General features: G+C 52.5%; 17 protein-coding genes. All 17 read left to right on the top strand.

The window, feature by feature from the left end:
* Window positions 1-851: 851 nt before the first annotated feature.
* The 17 genes from ACMV5H_RS21955 to ACMV5H_RS21875 all read left to right on the top strand — a co-directional run bounded on the left by ACMV5H_RS21955 (window position 852) and on the right by ACMV5H_RS21875 (window position 20,515).
* On the top strand, window positions 852-1,520 hold the full coding sequence (locus ACMV5H_RS21955) for a DsbA family protein (RefSeq protein WP_414822470.1): 669 nt from the start codon (window positions 852-854) through the stop codon (window positions 1,518-1,520).
* Window positions 1,520-2,467 (top strand): ABC transporter, encoded by a 948-nt coding sequence (locus ACMV5H_RS21950; RefSeq protein WP_414822469.1) that lies wholly within the window; start codon window positions 1,520-1,522, stop codon window positions 2,465-2,467. The genes ACMV5H_RS21955 and ACMV5H_RS21950 overlap by 1 nt, the downstream gene beginning before the upstream one ends.
* A 24-nt stretch (window positions 2,468-2,491) precedes the next feature.
* Complete coding sequence (locus tag ACMV5H_RS21945) at window positions 2,492-4,639, top strand: peptidase domain-containing ABC transporter (protein ID WP_414822468.1); 2,148 nt, start codon at window positions 2,492-2,494, stop codon at window positions 4,637-4,639.
* Entirely contained in the window at window positions 4,639-5,814 is a 1,176-nt protein-coding gene (locus ACMV5H_RS21940) for an efflux RND transporter periplasmic adaptor subunit (RefSeq protein WP_115159253.1), read from the top strand. The genes ACMV5H_RS21945 and ACMV5H_RS21940 overlap by 1 nt, the downstream gene beginning before the upstream one ends.
* A complete protein-coding gene (locus ACMV5H_RS21935) occupies window positions 5,807-7,762 on the top strand; it encodes a MacB family efflux pump subunit (protein ID WP_021806167.1) in 1,956 nt (651 codons plus the stop codon). Before ACMV5H_RS21940 ends, ACMV5H_RS21935 begins: the two co-directional genes overlap by 8 nt.
* Window positions 7,759-9,153 (top strand): efflux transporter outer membrane subunit, encoded by a 1,395-nt coding sequence (locus ACMV5H_RS21930; RefSeq protein ID WP_414822467.1) that lies wholly within the window; start codon window positions 7,759-7,761, stop codon window positions 9,151-9,153. The genes ACMV5H_RS21935 and ACMV5H_RS21930 overlap by 4 nt, the downstream gene beginning before the upstream one ends.
* Before the next feature lie 4 nt (window positions 9,154-9,157).
* Window positions 9,158-10,408 (top strand): beta-ketoacyl-[acyl-carrier-protein] synthase family protein, encoded by a 1,251-nt coding sequence (locus ACMV5H_RS21925; RefSeq protein ID WP_094981491.1) that lies wholly within the window; start codon window positions 9,158-9,160, stop codon window positions 10,406-10,408.
* The gene (locus tag ACMV5H_RS21920) at window positions 10,405-11,214 is read left to right on the top strand and encodes a MaoC/PaaZ C-terminal domain-containing protein (RefSeq protein WP_037375695.1); all 810 of its coding nucleotides are present in this window, start codon (window positions 10,405-10,407) and stop codon (window positions 11,212-11,214) included. The genes ACMV5H_RS21925 and ACMV5H_RS21920 overlap by 4 nt, the downstream gene beginning before the upstream one ends.
* A gap of 15 nt (window positions 11,215-11,229) precedes the next feature.
* Window positions 11,230-11,478: an acyl carrier protein gene (locus ACMV5H_RS21915; RefSeq protein WP_021806163.1), complete on the top strand. Its 249-nt coding sequence runs from the start codon at window positions 11,230-11,232 to the stop codon at window positions 11,476-11,478.
* A gap of 4 nt (window positions 11,479-11,482) precedes the next feature.
* Window positions 11,483-12,217: an SDR family NAD(P)-dependent oxidoreductase gene (locus ACMV5H_RS21910; protein WP_414822466.1), complete on the top strand. Its 735-nt coding sequence runs from the start codon at window positions 11,483-11,485 to the stop codon at window positions 12,215-12,217.
* Window positions 12,218-12,808: 591 nt separating this feature from the next.
* Complete coding sequence (locus tag ACMV5H_RS21905; protein ID WP_021179836.1) at window positions 12,809-13,357, top strand: tyrosine-type DNA invertase; 549 nt, start codon at window positions 12,809-12,811, stop codon at window positions 13,355-13,357.
* Between the two features lie 499 nt (window positions 13,358-13,856).
* The gene (locus tag ACMV5H_RS21900; RefSeq protein ID WP_021806160.1) at window positions 13,857-14,381 is read left to right on the top strand and encodes a fimbrial protein; all 525 of its coding nucleotides are present in this window, start codon (window positions 13,857-13,859) and stop codon (window positions 14,379-14,381) included.
* A 99-nt stretch (window positions 14,382-14,480) separates the two neighbouring features.
* The gene (locus tag ACMV5H_RS21895; protein WP_021806159.1) at window positions 14,481-15,155 is read left to right on the top strand and encodes a molecular chaperone; all 675 of its coding nucleotides are present in this window, start codon (window positions 14,481-14,483) and stop codon (window positions 15,153-15,155) included.
* Between the two features lie 104 nt (window positions 15,156-15,259).
* Window positions 15,260-17,812 (top strand): fimbria/pilus outer membrane usher protein, encoded by a 2,553-nt coding sequence (locus tag ACMV5H_RS21890; protein WP_059201673.1) that lies wholly within the window; start codon window positions 15,260-15,262, stop codon window positions 17,810-17,812.
* Window positions 17,803-18,948 carry a fimbrial protein gene (locus ACMV5H_RS21885; protein ID WP_414822465.1) on the top strand — a complete coding sequence of 382 codons (1,146 nt, stop codon included), beginning with the start codon at window positions 17,803-17,805 and terminating at the stop codon, window positions 18,946-18,948. The genes ACMV5H_RS21890 and ACMV5H_RS21885 overlap by 10 nt, the downstream gene beginning before the upstream one ends.
* A gap of 71 nt (window positions 18,949-19,019) precedes the next feature.
* Window positions 19,020-19,559: a fimbrial protein gene (locus ACMV5H_RS21880; RefSeq protein WP_414822464.1), complete on the top strand. Its 540-nt coding sequence runs from the start codon at window positions 19,020-19,022 to the stop codon at window positions 19,557-19,559.
* 365 nt (window positions 19,560-19,924) lie between these two features.
* Window positions 19,925-20,515 (top strand): DNA-binding response regulator, encoded by a 591-nt coding sequence (locus tag ACMV5H_RS21875; protein WP_414822463.1) that lies wholly within the window; start codon window positions 19,925-19,927, stop codon window positions 20,513-20,515.
* Window positions 20,516-20,554 lie beyond the last annotated feature (39 nt).

Raw genomic sequence — 20,554 nt, 5'->3', positions numbered from 1 at the left:
AATGATGCAAGTTGTTCTGCTTTCTCCCTCCGATTATCGCCTCGTAATACCGTTTAGATTTTCTTTAATATCTTGCGTTCTTGATGTGGGGTTATTTTCACGTTCAGGGAATTGTCCTTTATTAATTACTGTTATTTGGTACGGTATATCTAGTGGTGTATTTTTTTATTGTGTTTAATCTTGTTCTTTAACGGGAAATATCCTGTATTAGCGGCATTATGATTTGGTTGCAATAGGTCAATTGCCGCAAAAATTATTATTGATCTGCTTTAAACGTCGGGCTATCCTTGGGCTAGAGTTCTTTTGATAGAGCGAAATAATTCAGCTTAACGTAATTTCCTGCGCTTTAATAAAGGTATGGTTAATCGTGCCTTTATATCAAGCGTAGGATTGCTCTATCACTGATGATAGGCGTTACTCGGGCTGTTTTTGTTTCACTTTTATAAAAAGGACGATGTTGTGAAAAAAGTTAATACACTTGAAGCAGATACAATTGTTGGTGGTAAATGTAAAAGAGTCTGTGCTGTTGAGTATGTGGGTGGCGCTGGTGGTGCTTGCTATGTAGTCAGAACTTGTCTGGATAAGAATGGCCGAATTGTGAGTCAGACTAGCTCCTCTGTTGATTCTGCCAACTGCCCGGCAGGCCGGCCGTAAGCTCTTCCTGAGTTTCAGGATATAAATTTGGGCTGATGCGATAGGATTTTCGCATCGGCCTGTTTGAAAAATGGTGCTTATTGATGGACAGGGATGTGATGGCTGCTGGCTCGCCAACGGCGCTACGTGCTAAATAAAAATGGCTATCCCTCCGTTATAAGATCTCATTGGTGTGCCTTTTTTAGGAGGTATGGTTTATGTTCAAAAAACCCCTACTGCTTCTCATTTATACCTTGGCGATCATCGTTATTTCCTCGTTGATCACGACGGCCTATTTCCACTATTTTGTATTGAATCAGGGCATCGAACAGCAAGCTCTGGTTGCTGTCAGCGATGACGAGATCAAGAATAGCCCGATCAAAGAGGGTAATACCCTCATCGAGATATTCTCTTACGGCTGCCACTACTGTGCCATAAACGAAGAGAATATTGCCAAGCTGGAAGCGCGTATGCCAGCAGGGACAAAACTGATCCGTCTGCATCTCAATAATGCGCAGAGCAATGGCCTGGCAAGTTACGCCCCATTATTTGCCACCCTGACGGTGATGGGTATTGAAGCTCAGCATCGTGAAAGTGCCTATAACGCCGTCATCAAACAGCAAAGCGATCTGAGTAAACCCCAAAATCTTGATAGCTGGTTGATGGAGAATGATATCGATCTCGCGGCTTATCACGCAGCCAGTCAAACTCCGCAGGTCGCAGAGTTGCTGAGCTATATGACCATGGTATCCGATCACTACAAAATCAACGCGACCCCAACCTTTATCGTCAGCAAGAAGTGGCTGGCACTGCAGGATCGCGATTTCCCGGAATTTGCCGATCACCTGCTGTCGTTGCTGCAGCATGATAAACCGCTGGAGCAATAATGCGCTTCTTTGCCGTGTGGGTTTATCTGGCCTGGAGAGATGCCCTCGCAAAAATCGCGCGGGGTTTTTTACCGTTGCGCAGAACACAGCACAAGACCGTTTGCTGGTTGCTGCGGCATGGCGATTATCGTTGGTTTCTTGGGCTGGCGGCGCTTAGCCGCTGGCTGCGGTTGAATAATCGGGGGGAGCGCAGGCGTGCGTTTGTGGCCGCAGCCAATAAGCAATGCCTGATTAAGGATGACCGCAAGGTGGATTTTGCCAAGATCAGCCAGCGTCGTCGTTTGTTGGATCTGGCCGCTGCCTATGCCGGTAACGCTCACCTCCTGGCCCAGTTGGAACACTGTCAGGTACAGCTCAACGCAGTTGTCGAACCCTTGCACCGAGCAGGGCAACCGGTGGTTCTTGCACCGTTGCATATGGTTTCTGACGTGTTGGCTGGCATGGTAGGAGCTGGGGTGTTTCCGGGGCAGGCAACGGTGGTGGTTTCTGCCAGTGCGGAGGTCTATCAGGAAAGAACGCGACAGCAAGCGGGAATTCACCTGTCTTACTGCTCGATCCATGATGATAACCGGGCGATTGCCGGCAATTTGACTAGCGCGATTATTGCGGCGGCCGATCATCAACGCAATATCATGATTTTCCCAGATATCTCGCCGGATTACACCGTCAATGCCAATGAGGCGAAAACGGCGAAGCTCAGTTGTCGCCTGTTTGATCGCCCGGCCAACCTGCACAGCGGCGTTATTCGTATCGCCAGAGCCTTGTCTGCACAGGTGGTCTCTTATTACCTGTATTACGATCAGGGAATAAAGATCCACATCTATCCGCCGATACCGGCCTGCAATCTGAAAGCCAAACTGCCGGAACTGATTGAAACGTCGATCGTCAGGCACCCTGAAGATTGGCTGTTATGGCACTCACATTCGTTATTTTTTATCAATGAATAACCTGGAAATTGAAGAAGTCAGATCATGGAAAAGATAATCCCGGCGCTGGTGTTTCAAGGCGAAACGAATGAATGTGGGCTGGCCTGCATCGCCATGATGGCGGAAACGCAGGGCATCAGTGCGCCATTGGAGAGCTTGCGGGAGCGCTATCCCGCCTCACAACATGGCACCTCGCTGGCCACATTGTGCGACATTATGGCGGAACTGGCGATGCCCGCCTATCCCGTTGCTTTCGAGCACGGTGAACTGGCGGAAATACCGCTGCCTGCCATTTTACATTATGGGGCGAGCCATTATGTGGTGTTGGCCTACCGTAAAGGTAATCATGTCTGCGTGATGAACCCGGGCATTGGTCAACAACTGTTGCCGATTGATGCGTTAAAAATGGAAATCAGCGGTTATGCGCTGGTGCTGGACAGTGAAGCCCAGCCTGACTCTCAGGCGCTGGCCAATGTTCAGCCCAGTAAACGCTTCAGTGCGTCCGACACCATGAGCCTGAAAGAAACCGCGCGTATCCCCGGTATTTACCGGCTGATGATACTGGCGTTTCTGATCTCTTTAACCCTGTTTATTATGCCGACGATGGTCAGCAGCGCCATCAATCAGGTTTTTTCCAGCGCAGGTGAAACCGACTTCCCTTATTTCTACTTCCTGCTGGCATTTGTCGTGTCGACCACACTGGCCTTCGGCGTGCGTTGGATCACCGAGCGCTTTATCAAACGCTTTGTGGTGATCAACAGCGTGGCGGGATTCTCGCGCCTGCTCAGCAATTCACTGAACTTCTTTGATAAACGCGCGCCGGGCGAAGTCTTCAGCCGTTTTTCCAACTGGCAGATGGCGTCGGGGACTAAAATCGAGCTGGATAACGGCCTGCGTACCGACTGGATCATTGGCGCTATCGCACTGGCGGTGATGTGCTACATGAGCCCGCTGCTGGCTATGGTGTCTGGTGTGGGGGTCACTCTGATGGGATTGGTCAGCGTCTGGGCCATCTATCGTGACCGTTTTTACACCCAGCAGTTGCAGGTAAAAACCGCCGAGCAGAGCGACTTTATCCTGGAGAGTATTCAAGGCTTCTCGACCATCAAGTCCGCCGGATTGGACAGCCAGCGCAAAGGGATGTTCGCCAAGTTTGCACTGTCGTTGTTTACCTGTCGCCAGCAGCAGAAGATGTATGAGCAGGTCAAAAGCAGCCTGTATCAGTTGATCGGCAGCCTGGAGATGGTGTTCTTTATGTTGCTGGCGCTGCCGTTGCTGAAAAACGGCACTATCACGCTGGGGGAGTTCTTTGCCTACAGTTTTGTGCGTGAAATCTTCACCTCTTATATCACCAAGATTTTCTACTCCGTTCTGCAAAAGAACCAGTTGCACGTGATCGATACCCGCGCCAGAGACTTGTTCCCATCGCGGCCTGAACAGGATAGGGCGGAGGATGCGGTACCTACACCGATCCCTAAATTCACTTCGCAGTTACGTTATAAAAATATCGCCTTTGCCTATGACGCCCAGCAACCGGTATTGCAAGACCTTTCTCTGTCGCTAAAACCTGGGAAAAGCATTGCCATTGTGGGTGAGTCGGGGGCGGGGAAAAGTACCTTGCTGAAAGTGATGACCGGCCTGATGACACCCCAGCAGGGGCAGGTGATTGTTGATGGCCAACCGCTCGATTATCAGCAGGTGCATGCGTTGTTCTTCCTGCAAAGCCAGGAGGACATCTTGTTCAATGCCTCGGTGCTGCAAAATATCACCCTGTTTGATGAGGGGTTTGATGAGCGCAAACATCGGCAGATCGAGCGCTCCCTTACAGGTCTGAATCTGAGCTCGGTGATAGAAAAACTTCCGGGGGGCTTGAATGCCCTGATCCGTGAAAGCCATTCTGGGCTTTCGCTGGGGCAGCGCCAACGTCTGCTGCTGGCGCGGGCTATGTACAGCGATCGTCCGGTGCTGGTGCTCGATGAGCCTACGGCCAACCTGGATGAGGACACGGCGCACCAGGTGATGACCACCTTGCTGATGCATTGTCGCGAGCAGCATAAAACGCTGATCACCGTGACGCACAGCGAAAGCGTATTGCCGATGTTTGATCGGGTGTACCGCGTGAGCAACGGCCATGTGGTGAGCGTTGCTACGGAGCTTGAAGCGTCAACAGCGTTAACCACGGCGGTGAGTTAATGAAGTTGAAAATGTTTGGCATGGATAAACGCAGGCTAGTGCCGATTGCCTTGCTGTGTCAGGTGGTGTTGATCGGCACGATCGCCTGGTTCATCGTTGGGCCTACGCACAATAATACCTATGACATCGAAGAGATCGCCCGTGGCGATATCGAGAAAACCGTGTTGGCCACCGGTATCCTCAAACCGGCGTTGCAGGTCAGCGTCGGTGCGCAGGTTAACGGACAATTGCAAAAGCTGTATGTGAAGCAGGGCGATCGCGTCACCCGAGGACAACTGCTGGCGGAAATCGATCCGACCTTGCAACAGAATGAGTTGCGTAAATCGGAGGCTGCCTTGCAAAGCGCTCAGGCGCAGAAACAGGTCACCCAGGCAACGCTCAAGCAGTATCAGCAGGAATTGAAGCGTCAAATGAGGCTGGATCGTGATGGTTCAGGCGTGAAAAGCGATCTGGAGAAGGCGCAGGCGCAGTTCCAAACCCAGCTTGCCCAGTTGAAGGTCAACGACGCGCAGATCGTTCAGGCGCAGATGGAGCAGCAAACCGCGAAAGCCAATCTGGACTTTACCCGCATCGTCGCGCCGATCGATGGCGAAGTGTTGGGGATCGTCACCAAAGAAGGGCAGACCATCGTGTCGTCACAAACCGTGCCGACCATTCTGGTGCTGGCGGATGTCGACACCATGACGGTACACACCCGTATTTCGGAGATCGATATCCTGAAGGTGCGAGTCGGGCAACCGCTGTGGTTCTACGTTGTTGCCGATCCCAAACAGCGTTACGAAAGCGTGATGGGCTCGATCCAGGAAGCCCCGAACGAAGCCTTGCAGGAAGGTAACTCGTCAGGCTCTGCCAATCAGCAGGCTTCGGCGGTCTATTACAGCGGCGTGTTTGCCATTGCCAACAGCAAACGTCTGTTGCGCACCTCGATGACCGCTCAGGTCTTTATTATCACCGAACAGGTGAAGAATGCCCTGCGCGTGCCGGTGGCCGCCTTCGGTGAACAGCAGGGTAAAGATCGTTATCAGGTACAGGTGATGAATGGCAAACAGCTTGAAACACGCTGGATCCGCATCGGCCTGAACGATCGCCAGTTTGCCGAAGTGAAAGAGGGGCTGAAAGAGGGAGACCGCGTAGTACTGGCGCAGCGTGCCGTCGGGAGTGCTAGCAATGGTTAAGTTATCCACTCCCTTGATCGTACTGAGCGGCATTTCCCGCCATTTTGTCTCCGGGTTGCAGACCGTGGCGGTGCTGAAAAATATCTCTCTCTCCATTCAGCGTGGCGAAATGGTGGCGATCATTGGTGCGTCCGGCTCGGGGAAATCCACGCTGATGAATATCATCGGCTGCCTGGATAAGCCTACGCAGGGGGAGATGCAGATCAAGGGGATCTCCACCCAGCTTGCCAGCAGTGAGCAGTTGGCTCAGCTACGCAGCCAGTACATCGGGTTTATTTTCCAGCGTTATCACCTGATGCCCTACCTGAGCGCCGCCGAAAACGTCGCCATTCCCGCCCTGTATACCGCGATGCCTGCGGCAGAACGCCAGACGCGGGCCGAATACCTGCTCACCCGGCTTGGATTGCAGCACCGAATGGATTACAAACCGGCGCAACTCTCCGGTGGGCAACAGCAGCGAGTCAGTATTGCCCGGGCGTTGATGAACGGGGCGGAAATCATTCTGGCCGATGAACCGACCGGGGCGCTCGACCGTGCCAGTGGTCAGGAACTGATGGGGATCCTGCATTCCCTGCACCGCTCGGGGCATACCATCATTATCGTGACCCACGATCGGGACGTGGCCAATCAGGCGCAGCGCATTATCGAAATCAGCGACGGCGAGATCGTGGCCGACCAGCGTAATGAGGCGGTAGCCCTGCAGGAAACCAAACCTGCGCTGCCGGTTGCCGCGGCTACCGGGCGCAACCCGTTCTGGCCGAGCGTGCAAGAGGCGGTCAAGATGGCCTGGCGTGCGTTGCTGGGGCATCGAGCAAGGGCCTTTTTGTCGATGTTGGGCATCATTATCGGCGTCTCTTCCGTGGTGTCGTCAATGGCGGTGGGTGAGGGCGCACGTCAAAATATACTCAATGAAATTAGCCAATTAGGTAGCAGTACCTTAGATGTCCGCCCCGGACTGGGGTGGGATAAACCGCGCCCGGACCTCGCCCGCTCGCTGACGGTGGCTGATGTTGAGCTGTTGGAGCACCAGCCTTATGTCGACAGCGTGTCGCCGGTGGTCAGCAAAACCGTGGCCGCGGTGCGCGGTGGCAAAGAGGCGATGGCTTCGATTTCCGGTATCAGCAACGCCTATTTTCGTGTGCAGGGCCTGAATTTCCTTTCCGGCAACGGCTTTACCCGGCGCGATCTGGATGAGCGTGAGCCGGTGGTGATCATCGATCCGCAATTACGCGACACGCTGTTTGAGCCGGATGAAGTGGCTGAGGGCGGGATCGTCCAGCTTGCAGGTACCCCTTACCGGGTGATCGGCGTTGCTGAACCTAAAGGCGGCAAATACAGCGGCATGATGTTGGGTGCCTGGATGCCTTATACCGCAGTGCTGGAGCGCATGTCCGGCGATATGCCGATCGAGTCGATTATGCTGCGTGTGCACGAAGGGTCCTCGCTTATCGAAGCACAGGGGCGCGTCGAACGGCTGTTGGAACAGGCGCATGGCCGGCGCGACTTTTTCACCCAAACCAATGACCAGATGACCAAGGCCATCCGTAAAGCCTCGGATTCGATGACGCTGCTGATCACCGCCATTGCCGGGATTTCACTGCTGGTGGGCGGGGTTGGCGTGATGAACATCATGCTGGTTTCGGTTACCGAACGTACCCATGAGATCGGCATACGCCTTTCGGTCGGTGCGCGGCCAGTGGACATCATGCGCCAGTTCCTGATTGAGGCGATGGTGATCTGCTCGCTGGGTGGGTTGATTGGCATTATTGGCTCCGGGCTGGCCGGGGTGATTTTCTCCCTGGTGACACAGGAGTTCACCATGATTTTTACCTGGCCGCCGTTGGTGCTGGCCTGTGGGTTCTCGGCGTTGATCGGCCTGGGTTTTGGTTTTTTTCCGGCGCGCAATGCGGCGCGTCTGCATCCAACGGAGGCGTTGGCGCGCGAATGACGAACAACAAACTTTCTCTGGTGATGCTATTGCCACTGCTGTTGAGCGGTTGTGGCTCCTTGACGAAAAGCGATTATCAGCGGCCAATGCTGTCAGTACCTGCCGAGTGGCGGATGCAACAGAGCGGAAGCGATTTTCTGCAACACACCGAGCATTGGTGGGATAACTTCGACGATCCGCAGCTCTCCGTGCTGATTGGGCGGGTGCTGACCAGCAACAACGATCTGGCCATTGCCGGGCTGCAACTCCAGCAGGCGAGGCTGGCGGCCGGGCTGAAGAATACCAACCTGACGCCAACCGCGACGGCAAACGGCGGGGTCAGTAATAGCAAGAACCTGCGTCAGAATACGAACTCCACAGAGTCTTACAACAGTGGTCTGGAGCTAAGTTATGAATTGGATTTGTGGGGCAAACTGGCACGAACCAGAGAGCAGGCGCAGTGGCAGGCTGAGGCCAAGGAACAGGATCGGCAAAACACCGCGCTGACGCTCATCGGCAACACGGCACAGTATTATTGGCAGATCGCCAACCTTAATCAGCAAATCAAGCAACAGCAAGCGGGGCTGGAAATCGGCCAACAGACGCTGGCGATGGTGCAATCGCGTTATGACGCCGGTGCCGCCGGGCAGATCGACCTGCAACAGGCACAGCAATCGCTGATCAATCGTGAGAATAACTACCGCACGCTGCAACAGCAGCGGGAAGAGAATCGCAACGCGCTGGCGATCCTGTTCAACCGTTCACCCACCGATCGCCAGGCCGAACGCCGCTCCCTTGATATCAATCAGGAAGTGCCGGTAGCGAGCGCTTTGCCGGTAGAAGTGATTGCCCGTCGGCCTGATGTGCAGGCGGCAGAAAAGACTTTGCGTGCTGCGCTGGCAGGGTCGGATGTGGAGCGTTTGAACTTCTACCCTTCGCTTTCGCTGAGTGCTTCACTCAATGCGGGCAGCACGATTTTCCAGCAGTGGTTCAGCAACCCGAGCAGAAGCTTGGGGAGCAGCGTTGCTTTATCCTTCCTGAACTGGAATACCGTGCAACTGACCATCGAAATAGCCGATTTAGACGTCAAGCAGGCGGCGATCGCTTTCCGCAGCCAGGTCTACAACGCGTTGGCGGACGTGGACAACGCCATGTCGCAACAGCTCAGCTATCAACAGCAAAAAATCAATCAGCAACGCAACCTGCGGCTTGGTCATCAGCGTTTGGCACTGGCCAACAGCCAGTATCAGGCCGGTGCGGCCTCCCTCCAGACCTTGCTGGATGCCGAGGATGCGTTATTGACCATTGAAAGCAATTTGTCAGATCTGCAGTACAACTACCTCAACGCCACCATGAAACTGTGGCTGGCGTTGGGCGGCGGTGTGGAAAAAGACGGTGATATAACAGGATGAGATCATGAATAGAGATGCTTTGCCACGTCGCGTGGTGGTTACGGGGTTCGGTGCGGTCACGCCATTGGGGATGAATACCGAGCAAAGCTGGGCGGCGATGATGGATTATCAACTAGGCTACCGCTATTACGATAAATCTGCCGTGGGGATCCAGTCACGTTTCTTGGGGGTGATCGACGACGAACCAGACTTGAAAGGGGTGCCTGCCGCGATCCGCCGCCGTTTGCCTCGCTTTGCCCGGTTAGCCTTGGGAGCGGCCCGTGAAGCAATGGAGATGGCTTTCCATGGGGAGAGCCCGGCAGCCTATTACGATTTGCTGGAGTGCGGCACTATCATCGGCAGCGGCTGGGCGGGCCAGGATGAAATTCAAAACAATCATGAGGACTTTTTGCGGGCAGGACTGGGTTCACCCTTTGGCTGCTTCCTGTCCATGCCGAATGTCGCGACGGCCGCCTGTAGCCTGTTCTGGGGGCTGCGTGGTTATCAAAATAGTCCGATTGCGGCCTGTGCGACCGGGACGATTGCCATTGGCGATGCGTTTGAGGTGATCCGCAGTGGCCGTGCCTCGATGATGCTGGCCGGGGCAGGAGAGTCGTTAAGCAGCGACACTGCCGTCTGGAATATCGATGTGCTGCGTGCTTTGACGAGTGAGCAGGATGATATCAGCAAGGCCTGCTGCCCGTTCAGCCTCGATCGCAATGGCTTTGTGCTATCCGAAGGTGCTGCCGTGTTGTGCCTGGAAGAACGCGAAGCCGCACTGGCTCGCGGGGCAACCATCCTGGGGGAAATCAAGGGCTACGGCAATTACTCTGATGCCTTCGACTTTACCGCTCCCGCGGAAGACAAGCTTGCCCGGGTGAAAACCATCCAGCATGCCTTGCACCAGGCCGGGGTGACGGCGGAGGAGATTGACTATATCAATGCACATGGCACCTCTACGCCCCTCAACGATCTGAATGAAACCCAGGCGATCAAGCTGGCCTTTGGCGACGCGGCCTACAGCACGCCGCTTTCCAGCACCAAGTCTTACTCCGGGCATCTGATTGCGGCGGCAGGCAGCTTTGAATCCATCATCTGCCTGCAAGCGTTGCAGCATCAGCTGATGCCCGCCACCTGTCATCTGAAAAATGCTGACCCGGAGTGCGATCTGGACTACATCAGCGAAGGGCACCGCCCGGCCCGATTACAGAACATCTTGAATCTGAGCTTCGGCTTCGGCGGCGCTAACGCGGCGTTGGTTATCGGGCAGGCATGAGCATGATCTTCAACTACACCCTGCGCGATGCCGAGGAATGGGCTGCTTTTTCCGGCGACTACAACCCGATCCACTTTGATCTGCAACAGGTACGCAAAATGGGGGCCGATCAACTGAGCGTCCACGGAATGCGTGCGATGCTGGATATGAAACGTCATCTGAGTGCGGTGCTGCTTGCGGATCCGCTGGAGCATGCCTTTTATGTGTTCAGCACCCGTATGCGCCGACCGGTGTTGTGCCAGACGCCGTATCACTTGCAGATAGCGGGCAATGGCAAGCAGATCACCGGTGAGTTGCGGGATTGTGCCACGCAGGAAAGTTGCTTCAGCAGCAAGCTGGTTCCGGCTAGGTCACTAGACTTGGTGGCTTCCGATCACGAGCATGCGCTGACCGTTAACGAGGTGATGGCACTCTGCCAGCCTTTCCCAGGGCAGGCATCGGATGCCACTCAGGCATGGAGTTTCTTTGACGCCCTGCTGTTCCAACTGCTGGTGAAATCCCCGGAAACCGTGGCGATGTTGGCGACGACGCTTCCGGAACTGCAGGCCACCACGCTGATTGAGGTGTTTGCCCAGAGCCCAGTGGTACAGACGCATCATGAGACCCACTTCAGCGCCCGATTATTCAACCCGGAAACGCTATTTGCACCCGAAGATCGGCTGTACTACCGTATTCAGCCGATGCTGGTGATCGGGAATAAAAGCAGCGGATTGGTGTTACGCACGGTGATTGAGGCCAGAACGCAGTGGCATCCGCTGCTGGCGACTTCCGTCACCTTAAAAACATGGCCAATGGCCGATCATTAACATAGGGATATAACCATGGAAAACTACCAACAGGTTTACGACACCGTCACGGAAATGATTTGTGATGCCAAAGATCTCGGGATGGCCGATCTGGCGCCAGAGATGCCCCTGCACCAGTTGAAGCTGGACAGCCTGGACTATGTGGAGCTGATGGTGCTGGCGAAGCGCGAGTTCGGAGCCACGCTCACCGCAGAAATGTTCATCAATCAGCCGACTATGACGCTGGGTGAACTCTGTCAACACCTGGCCGATGCACAAAAGTAATCTCATGACTAAACGATGGGTGTTAGTGACCGGTGGGAGCCGGGGAATTGGCCGCGCATTGGTGGAAGAGTTGGCCAAGCAATGGAACGTGGTGTTCACCTGCCGTAACGGCAAGGCGGCCAGCGCGGCGGTGATTGAAGCCTGCGCGGGGTTGCCTGGCTGGGTGGAAAGCTGCGTGTGTGACGGCAGTGACGAGCAGGCGGTGAACCTTGTAGCTCCGCAGTTGCTGGCATGCCTCGGTGCACCTTTTGCGGTGATCCATAACGCCGGAATCACGCTGGATGATTTGCATATCCAGCAAACCGGCGAGCGCTGGCGGCAGGTGATCGACACCAACCTCAACGGCATCTTTTATTGGAACCGCCACCTGCTGCCCGCCATGATGGCGCAGGGGGAAGGGGCGATGGTGCTGATGTCTTCGGTGACGGGCATCAAGGGCAACACCGGGCAAACGGCCTACGGGGCCAGTAAGGCGGCGATGATCGGCCTGGGGAAATCTCTGTCGCTGGAAGTGGCGCGCTTTGGTATCCGAGTGAACTGCCTGCTGCCCGGTATTATCGAAAGCGAGATGACACAGGCCATTCCGCCGGAGGCGCTGAAGGCGCTGCGTAAGCAAATTCCTTTACGCCGCCTGGGAAAAGCCAGCGAAGTGGCGCGTACCACCGTGTTTCTCATCGGTGATGATAGCCGTTATATGACGGGGCAAATTTTGGTGCTAGACGGTGGTTTGACCGTCTGAGCGCGTTAATACATCCTGTATCAAGTCGGGGCACTGTCTATCGGTGCCCCTTTTTATTGCCGTACGTTCCTGCGAATTTATTTTTCTCCGTTTGATTTTCAACCCAATCATTATGCGTATTTTCCGATAAAGCTGCCTTTTATATAGATAGTAACTATGTTTATCATTTGTTTTATATGCTTTTATTTTGGGGTTATTCTCTGATGGATCCGTTGTCGAACACCACTATTTTTTACTGTTCATTAGGTTGCCGGGGTTAACTGTTATTGATTTTTTCATCAAGGGTTTTTTATGTTGTATTTATTGCTTTTATCCTGTTGTTATTATGTTGCGCAATTTAATTTTGCTGTTTTATTAACCTACAGCTGAGCTGAACTACTGATTTTAATCTAAATGTTAGCTAATTTGCGTTAGATCATGGGTAATTATCATTGTTCAATGACCTGGCTGTTTCGTAATTATTTATCGGCTATACTTCGCTTAGGATCCAGGATGTTATCCGAAGGCAGGGGCCAATGCTCCTGAGCGTTGTTGTGGAAATAAAAGGGAGGAAAAATCCACATAATTTTGGTGAAAAGTCAAAGAGGTACTATGACCAGTCGTAAACATTTAACGCCTTCCGAAGTGGAAAAACTGCTAGAGGCAACGCTGAAAGGCAAGAACCCAGAGAGAGATTACTGTTTGATTTATATGTGTTTTATTCATGGTTGCCGCGTGAGTGAAATCAATAGTTGGCGGCTGTCAGATATCGATCTTGAAGGTGGCAATATTTATATTCATCGATTGAAAAACGGCTTCTCAACGGTTCATCCTTTGTATGTGCGCGAGCGGAAGTGTTTACAGCGTTGGATGGCCAAGAGAAAACATTATCGTGGTGCGGATAGCGAGTGGTTGTTTCTTTCTAACCGGGGATCTCGGTTATCACGCCAACGTATTTATTGGCTCATTCGTAATTACAGTGAGGCGGCCAATCTAGAGGTCAATGCACATCCCCATATGCTGCGCCATGGCTGCGGTTTTGCCTTGGCGGACCGGGGAATTGATACGCGTTTGATTCAGGATTTTCTTGGCCATAGGAATATTCAGAATACGGTGTTATATACGGCAAGCAATGCCAGGCGGTTCAAGGAAGTATGGTGATTTGAGTAAGGAAAATATGTCTAATGAGTCACTTTGAACTAAATTGCAACATACTCTAAGGATACTCAAAAATAATGTCAACACTAACTATTCAATAATTCATCTTGATTAATAAAGTCATTAAATAACAATGAGTTAAATAATTTTCCCCATAATAAACCTTCATCCAGCCTTAAGTGTTTTCTTACTTGACCACCTAAAAAAATCCAAGATCGAAACTTGCTTGTTTTATAACTAGCTCATAATTCTTTTGCTCCTCTAATTTTCAGAGCATTAAACTATTCGTTGTTTGTTTTAAGGCCATCCTTGGCACGTTAAACCAAAGGAGTCACTTTAGTTCAAAATGAATCGTTTGGCTGGAAAGGTATTACTGCCCCATTGCTATTTGCGCAGGCGTGTTTCAGTCGATGAACTAAATAAAAAGGAATGACATAGGGTTATGTCAAAAATAAACAAATGCGCGTATTTGAAGTGCATTATTTAAAAGGAAAAGTAGTCTATGAACAAGAATCTGCTCGCCGTGGCTGTACTGGCCGCCTCCGCGTTTTCCACCGCGGCGTTCGCTGCAGACGGCAAAGTAAACTTCGCTGGTGAAATCATCGATCAAGCTTGTACTGTGCATTCTGATTCAGAAAACCAGACCGTTACTCTGGGTAAAGTATTTGTCGGCGCATTCAAGGGTGGCGCTGGCGTCACTGCTGCCTCTAAGGATTTCTCCCTGATCCTGCAAGACTGCCCAGATACGGTTAAAGCGGCGACAGTGCGTTTTGATGGTATCCAGGTTGCGGGTAACGATGCCGTTCTGGCGCTGACCGATGAGCCAGGTGTTGCCACTGGCGTTGGTGTTCAGATTGCTGACAACAACAACAAAGTGATTAACCTGCACACGGATTCAAGCGTTTACCCGCTGAGCAGCACCGAAGATAACGTGCTCGGGTTTGTTGCACGTTACTACGCGACTTCAGCCACCGTCACTGCGGGTAAGGCTAACGCAGTAAGCAACTTTACCATTATCTATCAGTAAGTTTTATCCGCTCGGCTGATACGGGCGGTATAAGGCTGGTCAGGGGGGCGAAAGCCATCCCCTGGCCTTTCTCTCAATGGCCGAAGTGGTGAATAAGCAATGAAAGTCTGGCGGAGCACAATAGTCGCAGCGCTGTTACTAACCTTTGGTGCGCAGGTACAGGCGGGCATTATTGTCGGCGGAACGCGCCTGGTTTATGACGGTGGTAAAAAAGAAGCCTCTCTGGGGATTAATAACCCGGATAAGGTGCCCTATCTCATTCAGTCCTGGGTTGACACGCATGAAGGGGACACGTCCAAGGCGCCATTTATCATTACCCCTCCTTTATTCCGTTTGGATGGTGAGCAGAATAATATTCTACGCGTAGTGCGTGCTGGCGGGAATTTACCGACCGATAAAGAATCTCTCTATTGGCTGAACATCAAATCTATTCCTTCGGCTAAGAAACAGGAAAACAGTTTACAAATTGCGGTCAAGACGCGCATCAAGCTGATTTATCGCCCACAGGGGTTACCCGGTACGTTAGAGGACGCCGCCAAGACATTGACCTGGCAGCGTAGCGGTAACGCGGTTCAGGTGACCAATGCATCGCCCTATTTTATCACGCTATTCTCAGTCAAGGTTAATGGTAGTCCGCTGAAAAATGTCAGTATGGTTGCACCGAAGTCCAGTGCGCGCTTTGAACTACCCGATGGTAGTCTTGGTGGGGCATTGAGCTGGGAAGTTATTAACGATTACGGCGGTATTACTAAACCGTTTATCGGGGTTCTATAAGGCATTCACCAGATTAAATACAGCTAATCCCTGCACAGGTAGTACAGGGAAGGGACGCGGCTTGCCGGAATTTACTGGCACGGCTGATAAATGGAGTTAAATGGATGAAAAACCCGAAGCGTATAGGCTCGCGCGGATTTGACCGTACCCCGCTGACCTGGTTGATCTCATGTCAGGTTGCCATGTTAATGGGAATGTCCGGTAGCGCACAGGCCCGCGATTACTTTAACCCGGCACTGCTGGAGCTTGATAATCCGTCTCAGCGAGGGGCTGATCTGACGGTTTTTGAAGATGGCCGTACTCAGGCCCCAGGTACGTACCGGGTTGATATCTATCTGAATGGGGCGATGATCGATACCCAGGATCTTGATTTCTCCCTGCAGCGAAGCCCGGCAGGTGAGGATAGCCTGCAGCCTTGCCTAAGCAGCGATATGCTTGAGGCAATGGGCGTGAAGATCGCTTCCTTCCCCGCTATCCCGGCCTCTGGGCAGTGCGTTAATCTGGCGCAGATCATTCCCCAGGCATCGGCCTCGTTCCGTTTTAATCAACAGCGGTTGGACATCAGTATCCCCCAGGCGGCATTGAACTCGACTGTTCGTGGCTATGTTCCGCCAGACCAGTGGGATCAGGGAATACCGGCGCTGTTGGTCAACTATAACTTTAGCGGTGCCAACAGTTGGGCACGTAGCAGTAAGAGCTCGGACAGCAATAGCTATTATCTTAACCTGCGTTCAGGGATCAACCTCGGCGCCTGGCGTCTGCGTAACTACTCAACCTGGAATCGTGACTCTGAGGGTGAAAGCCACTGGGATTCCATCAATACCTATTTACAGCGCGATATCGTGGCGCTGAAGAGCCAGTTGATACTGGGCGATAGCTCCTCCCAAAGTGAGGTGTTTGACAGCGTGCCTTTCCGTGGCGGTCAGTTAGCCTCGGATGATGACATGCTGCCAGAGAGTTTGAGGGGTTATGCACCGACGGTGCGAGGCATTGCCCGCAGTAACGCTCAGGTCACGGTTCGCCAGAACGGCTATGTCATTTATCAGAGCTATGTGCCACCTGGGGCCTTTGAAATCAGCGATCTCTATCCGACGGCGGGCAGCGGCGATCTGCAAGTGAGCATTAAAGAGAGCGATGGCAGCGAGCAAAGGTTAGTGGTGCCGTTTGCTTCCGTCCCGGTGTTACAGCGGCAAGGGCGTTTCAAATACAGCCTGACCAGCGGCCAATATCGTTCATCCAACAGTAACGTGGATGATACGTTGTTTACTCAAGGCACGGCGATCTACGGCTTGCCGAGGGGGGCCACCCTCTACGGCGGCGTGCAGGCCGCCAGCAAATATCAGGCACTGGCTCTCGGCTGGGGGCAAAACATGGGGGTTATCGGCGCGTTTTCTGCCGATGTTACCCAGGCTTGGTCTAAACCTGAATTTTCTGCCAAAGAGCGCGGCCAGTCGTGGCGTATGCGTTACGGCAAGAACTTTGTCGAAACGGGTACCAGCTTTACCTTGGCCAGCTATCGTTACTCTACGGCGGGGTTCTATACGCTGCAGGAAACGTTAAATACCTATACCGGCGGCAAAACATCACAAAGTCAGAATCACAAGAAGAGCCGTGCTGAACTGTCGATGAGCCAGACGCTATGGGAAGGTGCCGGTTCACTGTCGCTCAGTCTGTACAACGAAGATTATTGGAACGATCGGCGCCGTAACCAGTCGGTGAGCGTCGGGTATAACAATAGCTGGAACAGTATCAGCTATGGCCTGAACTACACCTTCAGCAGAGATGGTTATGACAGCAGCGGCGAACGCGTCAACTACGACGACCATATTCTCGCCTTAAATATCAGCATGCCATTGGGTGGAAGGCTGTCTGACAGCTATGCAAGCTACAACCTGAATACCAGCCGTAAAGGCACCACCAGTAACTCAGTCGGCCTGAACGGTACCGCATTACCCAGTAATAACCTGAGCTATAACGTCAGCCAGGGCTACACCAGCCAGGGAGTCGGAGCATACGGCAATAGCAGCCTTGGCTATCGTGGCGGCTTGGGCAGAGTCAACGTGGGATATGGCTATAACCGTTCCGATCAACGCCTCAACTACGGTGTGCAGGGTGGGATCCTCTTGCACGAAGACGGTTTGACACTTTCGCAACAGATGAATGAGACAGCGGTGCTGGTGAAAGCACCGGGAGCCAAGGGTGTCAATATCGCCAACCAATCAGGAGTGACTACCGACTGGCGTGGCTATGCCGTGGTGCCTTATGCCACGGTTTATCGCAAAAACAATATTGCGATAAATACCACTACTCTGCCAGATGATGTCGATATGACGATAACCAGTCAGACGGTGATCCCAACCCGTGGTGCCATCGTGCGCGCCGAGTTCAAACCTAATGTCGGTCAGCGTGTATTGATGACCCTGTTGAGGCAGGGGGCGCCAGTACCGTTCGGTGCCACCGTAACCGATAGCAATGGGGGTGACAACGGCAGCATCGTCGGTGACGGTGGTCAGGTATTCCTCTCTGGGATGGCCGGTAGCGGCAAGTTGCAGGTCAAGTGGGGCAACGCCGCGTCACAGCAATGCCAAGTGTCTTACAGCGTGCCGGAGCAACAAGATAGCGCCGGGATCCGTTTGATGAATGGCCAATGTTTATAAAGGCTTTAATGATGAATAAATGGAAATCGTTAGTGCATTATTCGGCCATCGGGGGCGTTATCGCCTTGGGGTTGGGGAGCCTGCCGTCGGCGCAGGCAGCCATCGGGCAGTGCGAACCTGCAGGCTCCACTATGGGTTATCACTTTATGTTTAATCAGCTGTTCGACCATCCGGATAAGAACACGGCTGGCAAGATGTTTTATGAGGTGAATAAGGCCGAAAATGTGTGGCAGAACGAGGGGGACGGGTATCGGGTCAACTGCGACTGCGGTAGCGAAACTCGGATGAAAGAGTCGTTTATTATGGCTGTCCCAAGGGGGGCGCCTCTGCCGGATGGGGATGGTAGCAGGCAGTTCTATTCGTTGAGCGGTAGCGAGGATTTTTCTGCTGCTATGGATGTGTATATTGCCGGTGCCGTCAATAAATATTTCCCTGTGCCTTTCCCTGGTAACGGATGGAGGGGGAATGGTTTTTTTAACCGGCCTCAGAATTGTAAGGGCGTACTCTATGATAGTGGTGCACAAGGATTAGTTCATCTCTATTTCAGGCAGGCGGTTATTGGCACGTCGATAATAACGCATTCTCCCCTGTTGGATGTCTATATTAATTCGGATCCCAATGTAGGCCGGGGGAGCAGACCAACTGCTTCAGTGAGCATGAGCGGTAAGATCATCGTGCCGCAAAAATGCGAACTTAAAAATCCAATGATTACCGTGCCCTTTGGCAGCATTATGTCCACCGATTTTAAAGTTAAAGGCCAAAAGCCAAGTACCGTCCAGATACATGAAGAAACCCTGTATCTGGAGTGTACCAACCTGTCGACGCGCGCAAAAATCAGCTTGCTGTTTGAGGGCGAGGTGAATCCTCATGATCCTACTGCCCTGAAGACCACTACCACTAATGGTTCGGTGACGTCGAATAATGATGATATTGCGATCAGAATTGAAGAAAAACGTGGCGGGAACACTCAGGTTATTTCGCCTGGGGATCGGCTATCAATGGAAATGAATGGCTTGGGTAATATCAATAGCGATAGTCAGACGACATTGAATTTCTACCCTATTAGCACGACCGGCAAAGCACCGAAAGTTGGAGACTTTGAGGCAACCGCGACTATTACGGTAAAAATGGAATAATCCCGTTTGCATCGGCAATCTCGAACTTTCTGCGAAAGTAAGTTTAACTAAAATGGAGAAGGATAGTTATTATGGATATGAAAGCAATTTTTAAAACGACTGCATTGTGCCTGGCTCTCGGTGGTATGGGGATCAGTTACTCGGCTCTGGCAGTCGATGCACGTATAAAGATCACCGGTACGGTTAAAGCTTCGCCATGTACGGTCGATGCAGTGGGCGGCGATGTAAACGTGAATTTGGGGGAGATCAAGGCACATACTCTGACCGCGGGTGCAGGGAGCGATTGGCAGAGTTTTAGTCTGGATCTGAGTGACTGCCCAGTTTCAACCACTAACGTTACTGCGGCATTCACCGGTACGGCAGCGGATGAAAGCACGGATTTGTATAAGAACGAGGCGGCCAATCCTGCCGGTGCCGTGCAGATTAAAATGGTTGATGGCAGTTCATCAGCTAATCGCCGGTTGGGCAGCGGCAGTGATATGACCGTGGCTGTCGATCACTCCACCAATAAGGCGAGCTTCCCGCTGAAGGCGCGTGCTTTTAGCACTAACGGTGGGGCAGCCCCAGGCAGTATTGAGGGCGTTGTGCAGGTGGCACTCACCTATCAGTAATCATCAGTAATACCCTCTAGCCATAAGAAAACCTGGCCCCATTTTTTTATGGCCGCTTTAGCTTTACCTATGTTTGTTGAGTTAATTGCCTGGGGCTTGTTAATTGTTGGTAGCTGACTTTATTTTCGATGTGTTGTTTGATCAATAAAAACAAGAAAAGATAGCCTTCATAAATATGAGAGGGAATGACATTTTTGCACACCAATTTATCAAGGAAGTAAAAACGGGTATTTAGCAGAAATGGGCGGTTTAATATGACAGTGGTTCATACTTATCAGAGAGGGAGTGCGCATTCCCCCAGCCCTTATGGGCTAAAAGGGGACGGTGTGATTGTAATGGAATCTTGCCCCATCACGGCACTCGGAATGCGTAATATTTTGGCCCAGTCCTGTGGCCTGACGGACGAGGTACAGCGGGTAAGCAATTTGGAGCAAATCCCAGGATTGATGCGCCACCGTCCGGCCCGGCTGTTGATTATGGAACTGTGTGGTGAAGAAGAGTCGGTTCTGGATGGTTTAAGGCTGATTGCCCAGTGCCTGGAGCATTGGCCAACCACGGCGATGATCGTGTGTACCGCTCTTGACGATCCTCGAGTGCTGCAATTGCTGACCGCATCAGGTATCAAAGGTCTGGTGCTCAAACAGGAGCCTGGCGTTGCGCTGGCACAATGCGTAAAGCAGGTCTTATCGGGCTGTCGCAGCTATAGCCATAAGGTGCGGCAATTGCTGAGCAGTCAGTCTGCCATTGGCAAAGCCTTGACGTCCCGTGAACTGGATGTGTTGACGCACCTGTTTTCCGGTAAAAGCGTGACCACCGCGGCGTTGATGATGCACCGTGATGTCCGCACCGTCAGCACCCACAAGCGTAAGCCCCATTCCCACTCGAAACGCAACAAAACCCAGGGGGCTTATGCCGCCTGTAAGTGTGTTAAAAATACCTCATTGGGGGAGCGATAGCCCAGAGATTTTCTCCCTCGTGTGTTGAGTATGTGTTCG

The organism is Serratia sp. N21D137, from assembly GCF_047530005.1.
GTDB lineage: Bacteria > Pseudomonadota > Gammaproteobacteria > Enterobacterales > Enterobacteriaceae > Chania > Chania fonticola_B.
Note: the sequence above shows the minus strand (reverse complement) of the source record. Positions and strands in the feature narration are given on the sequence as shown.

What these genes read in the sequence shown, in the direction of transcription:
- ACMV5H_RS21900 (WP_021806160.1), top strand. Translation starts at nt 13,857, where the DNA reads ATGAACAAGAATCTGCTCGCCGTGGCTGTACTGGCCGCCTCCGCGTTT.
- ACMV5H_RS21890 (WP_059201673.1), top strand. Translation starts at nt 15,260, where the DNA reads ATGAAAAACCCGAAGCGTATAGGCTCGCGCGGATTTGACCGTACCCCG.
- ACMV5H_RS21875 (WP_414822463.1), top strand. Translation starts at nt 19,925, where the DNA reads ATGCGTAATATTTTGGCCCAGTCCTGTGGCCTGACGGACGAGGTACAG.
- ACMV5H_RS21935 (WP_021806167.1), top strand. Translation starts at nt 5,807, where the DNA reads ATGGTTAAGTTATCCACTCCCTTGATCGTACTGAGCGGCATTTCCCGC.
- ACMV5H_RS21925 (WP_094981491.1), top strand. Translation starts at nt 9,158, where the DNA reads ATGAATAGAGATGCTTTGCCACGTCGCGTGGTGGTTACGGGGTTCGGT.
- ACMV5H_RS21910 (WP_414822466.1), top strand. Translation starts at nt 11,483, where the DNA reads ATGACTAAACGATGGGTGTTAGTGACCGGTGGGAGCCGGGGAATTGGC.
- ACMV5H_RS21920 (WP_037375695.1), top strand. Translation starts at nt 10,405, where the DNA reads ATGAGCATGATCTTCAACTACACCCTGCGCGATGCCGAGGAATGGGCT.
- ACMV5H_RS21905 (WP_021179836.1), top strand. Translation starts at nt 12,809, where the DNA reads ATGACCAGTCGTAAACATTTAACGCCTTCCGAAGTGGAAAAACTGCTA.
- ACMV5H_RS21940 (WP_115159253.1), top strand. Translation starts at nt 4,639, where the DNA reads ATGAAGTTGAAAATGTTTGGCATGGATAAACGCAGGCTAGTGCCGATT.
- ACMV5H_RS21950 (WP_414822469.1), top strand. Translation starts at nt 1,520, where the DNA reads ATGCGCTTCTTTGCCGTGTGGGTTTATCTGGCCTGGAGAGATGCCCTC.
- ACMV5H_RS21930 (WP_414822467.1), top strand. Translation starts at nt 7,759, where the DNA reads ATGACGAACAACAAACTTTCTCTGGTGATGCTATTGCCACTGCTGTTG.
- ACMV5H_RS21955 (WP_414822470.1), top strand. Translation starts at nt 852, where the DNA reads ATGTTCAAAAAACCCCTACTGCTTCTCATTTATACCTTGGCGATCATC.
- ACMV5H_RS21915 (WP_021806163.1), top strand. Translation starts at nt 11,230, where the DNA reads ATGGAAAACTACCAACAGGTTTACGACACCGTCACGGAAATGATTTGT.
- ACMV5H_RS21880 (WP_414822464.1), top strand. Translation starts at nt 19,020, where the DNA reads ATGGATATGAAAGCAATTTTTAAAACGACTGCATTGTGCCTGGCTCTC.
- ACMV5H_RS21945 (WP_414822468.1), top strand. Translation starts at nt 2,492, where the DNA reads ATGGAAAAGATAATCCCGGCGCTGGTGTTTCAAGGCGAAACGAATGAA.
- ACMV5H_RS21895 (WP_021806159.1), top strand. Translation starts at nt 14,481, where the DNA reads ATGAAAGTCTGGCGGAGCACAATAGTCGCAGCGCTGTTACTAACCTTT.
- ACMV5H_RS21885 (WP_414822465.1), top strand. Translation starts at nt 17,803, where the DNA reads ATGTTTATAAAGGCTTTAATGATGAATAAATGGAAATCGTTAGTGCAT.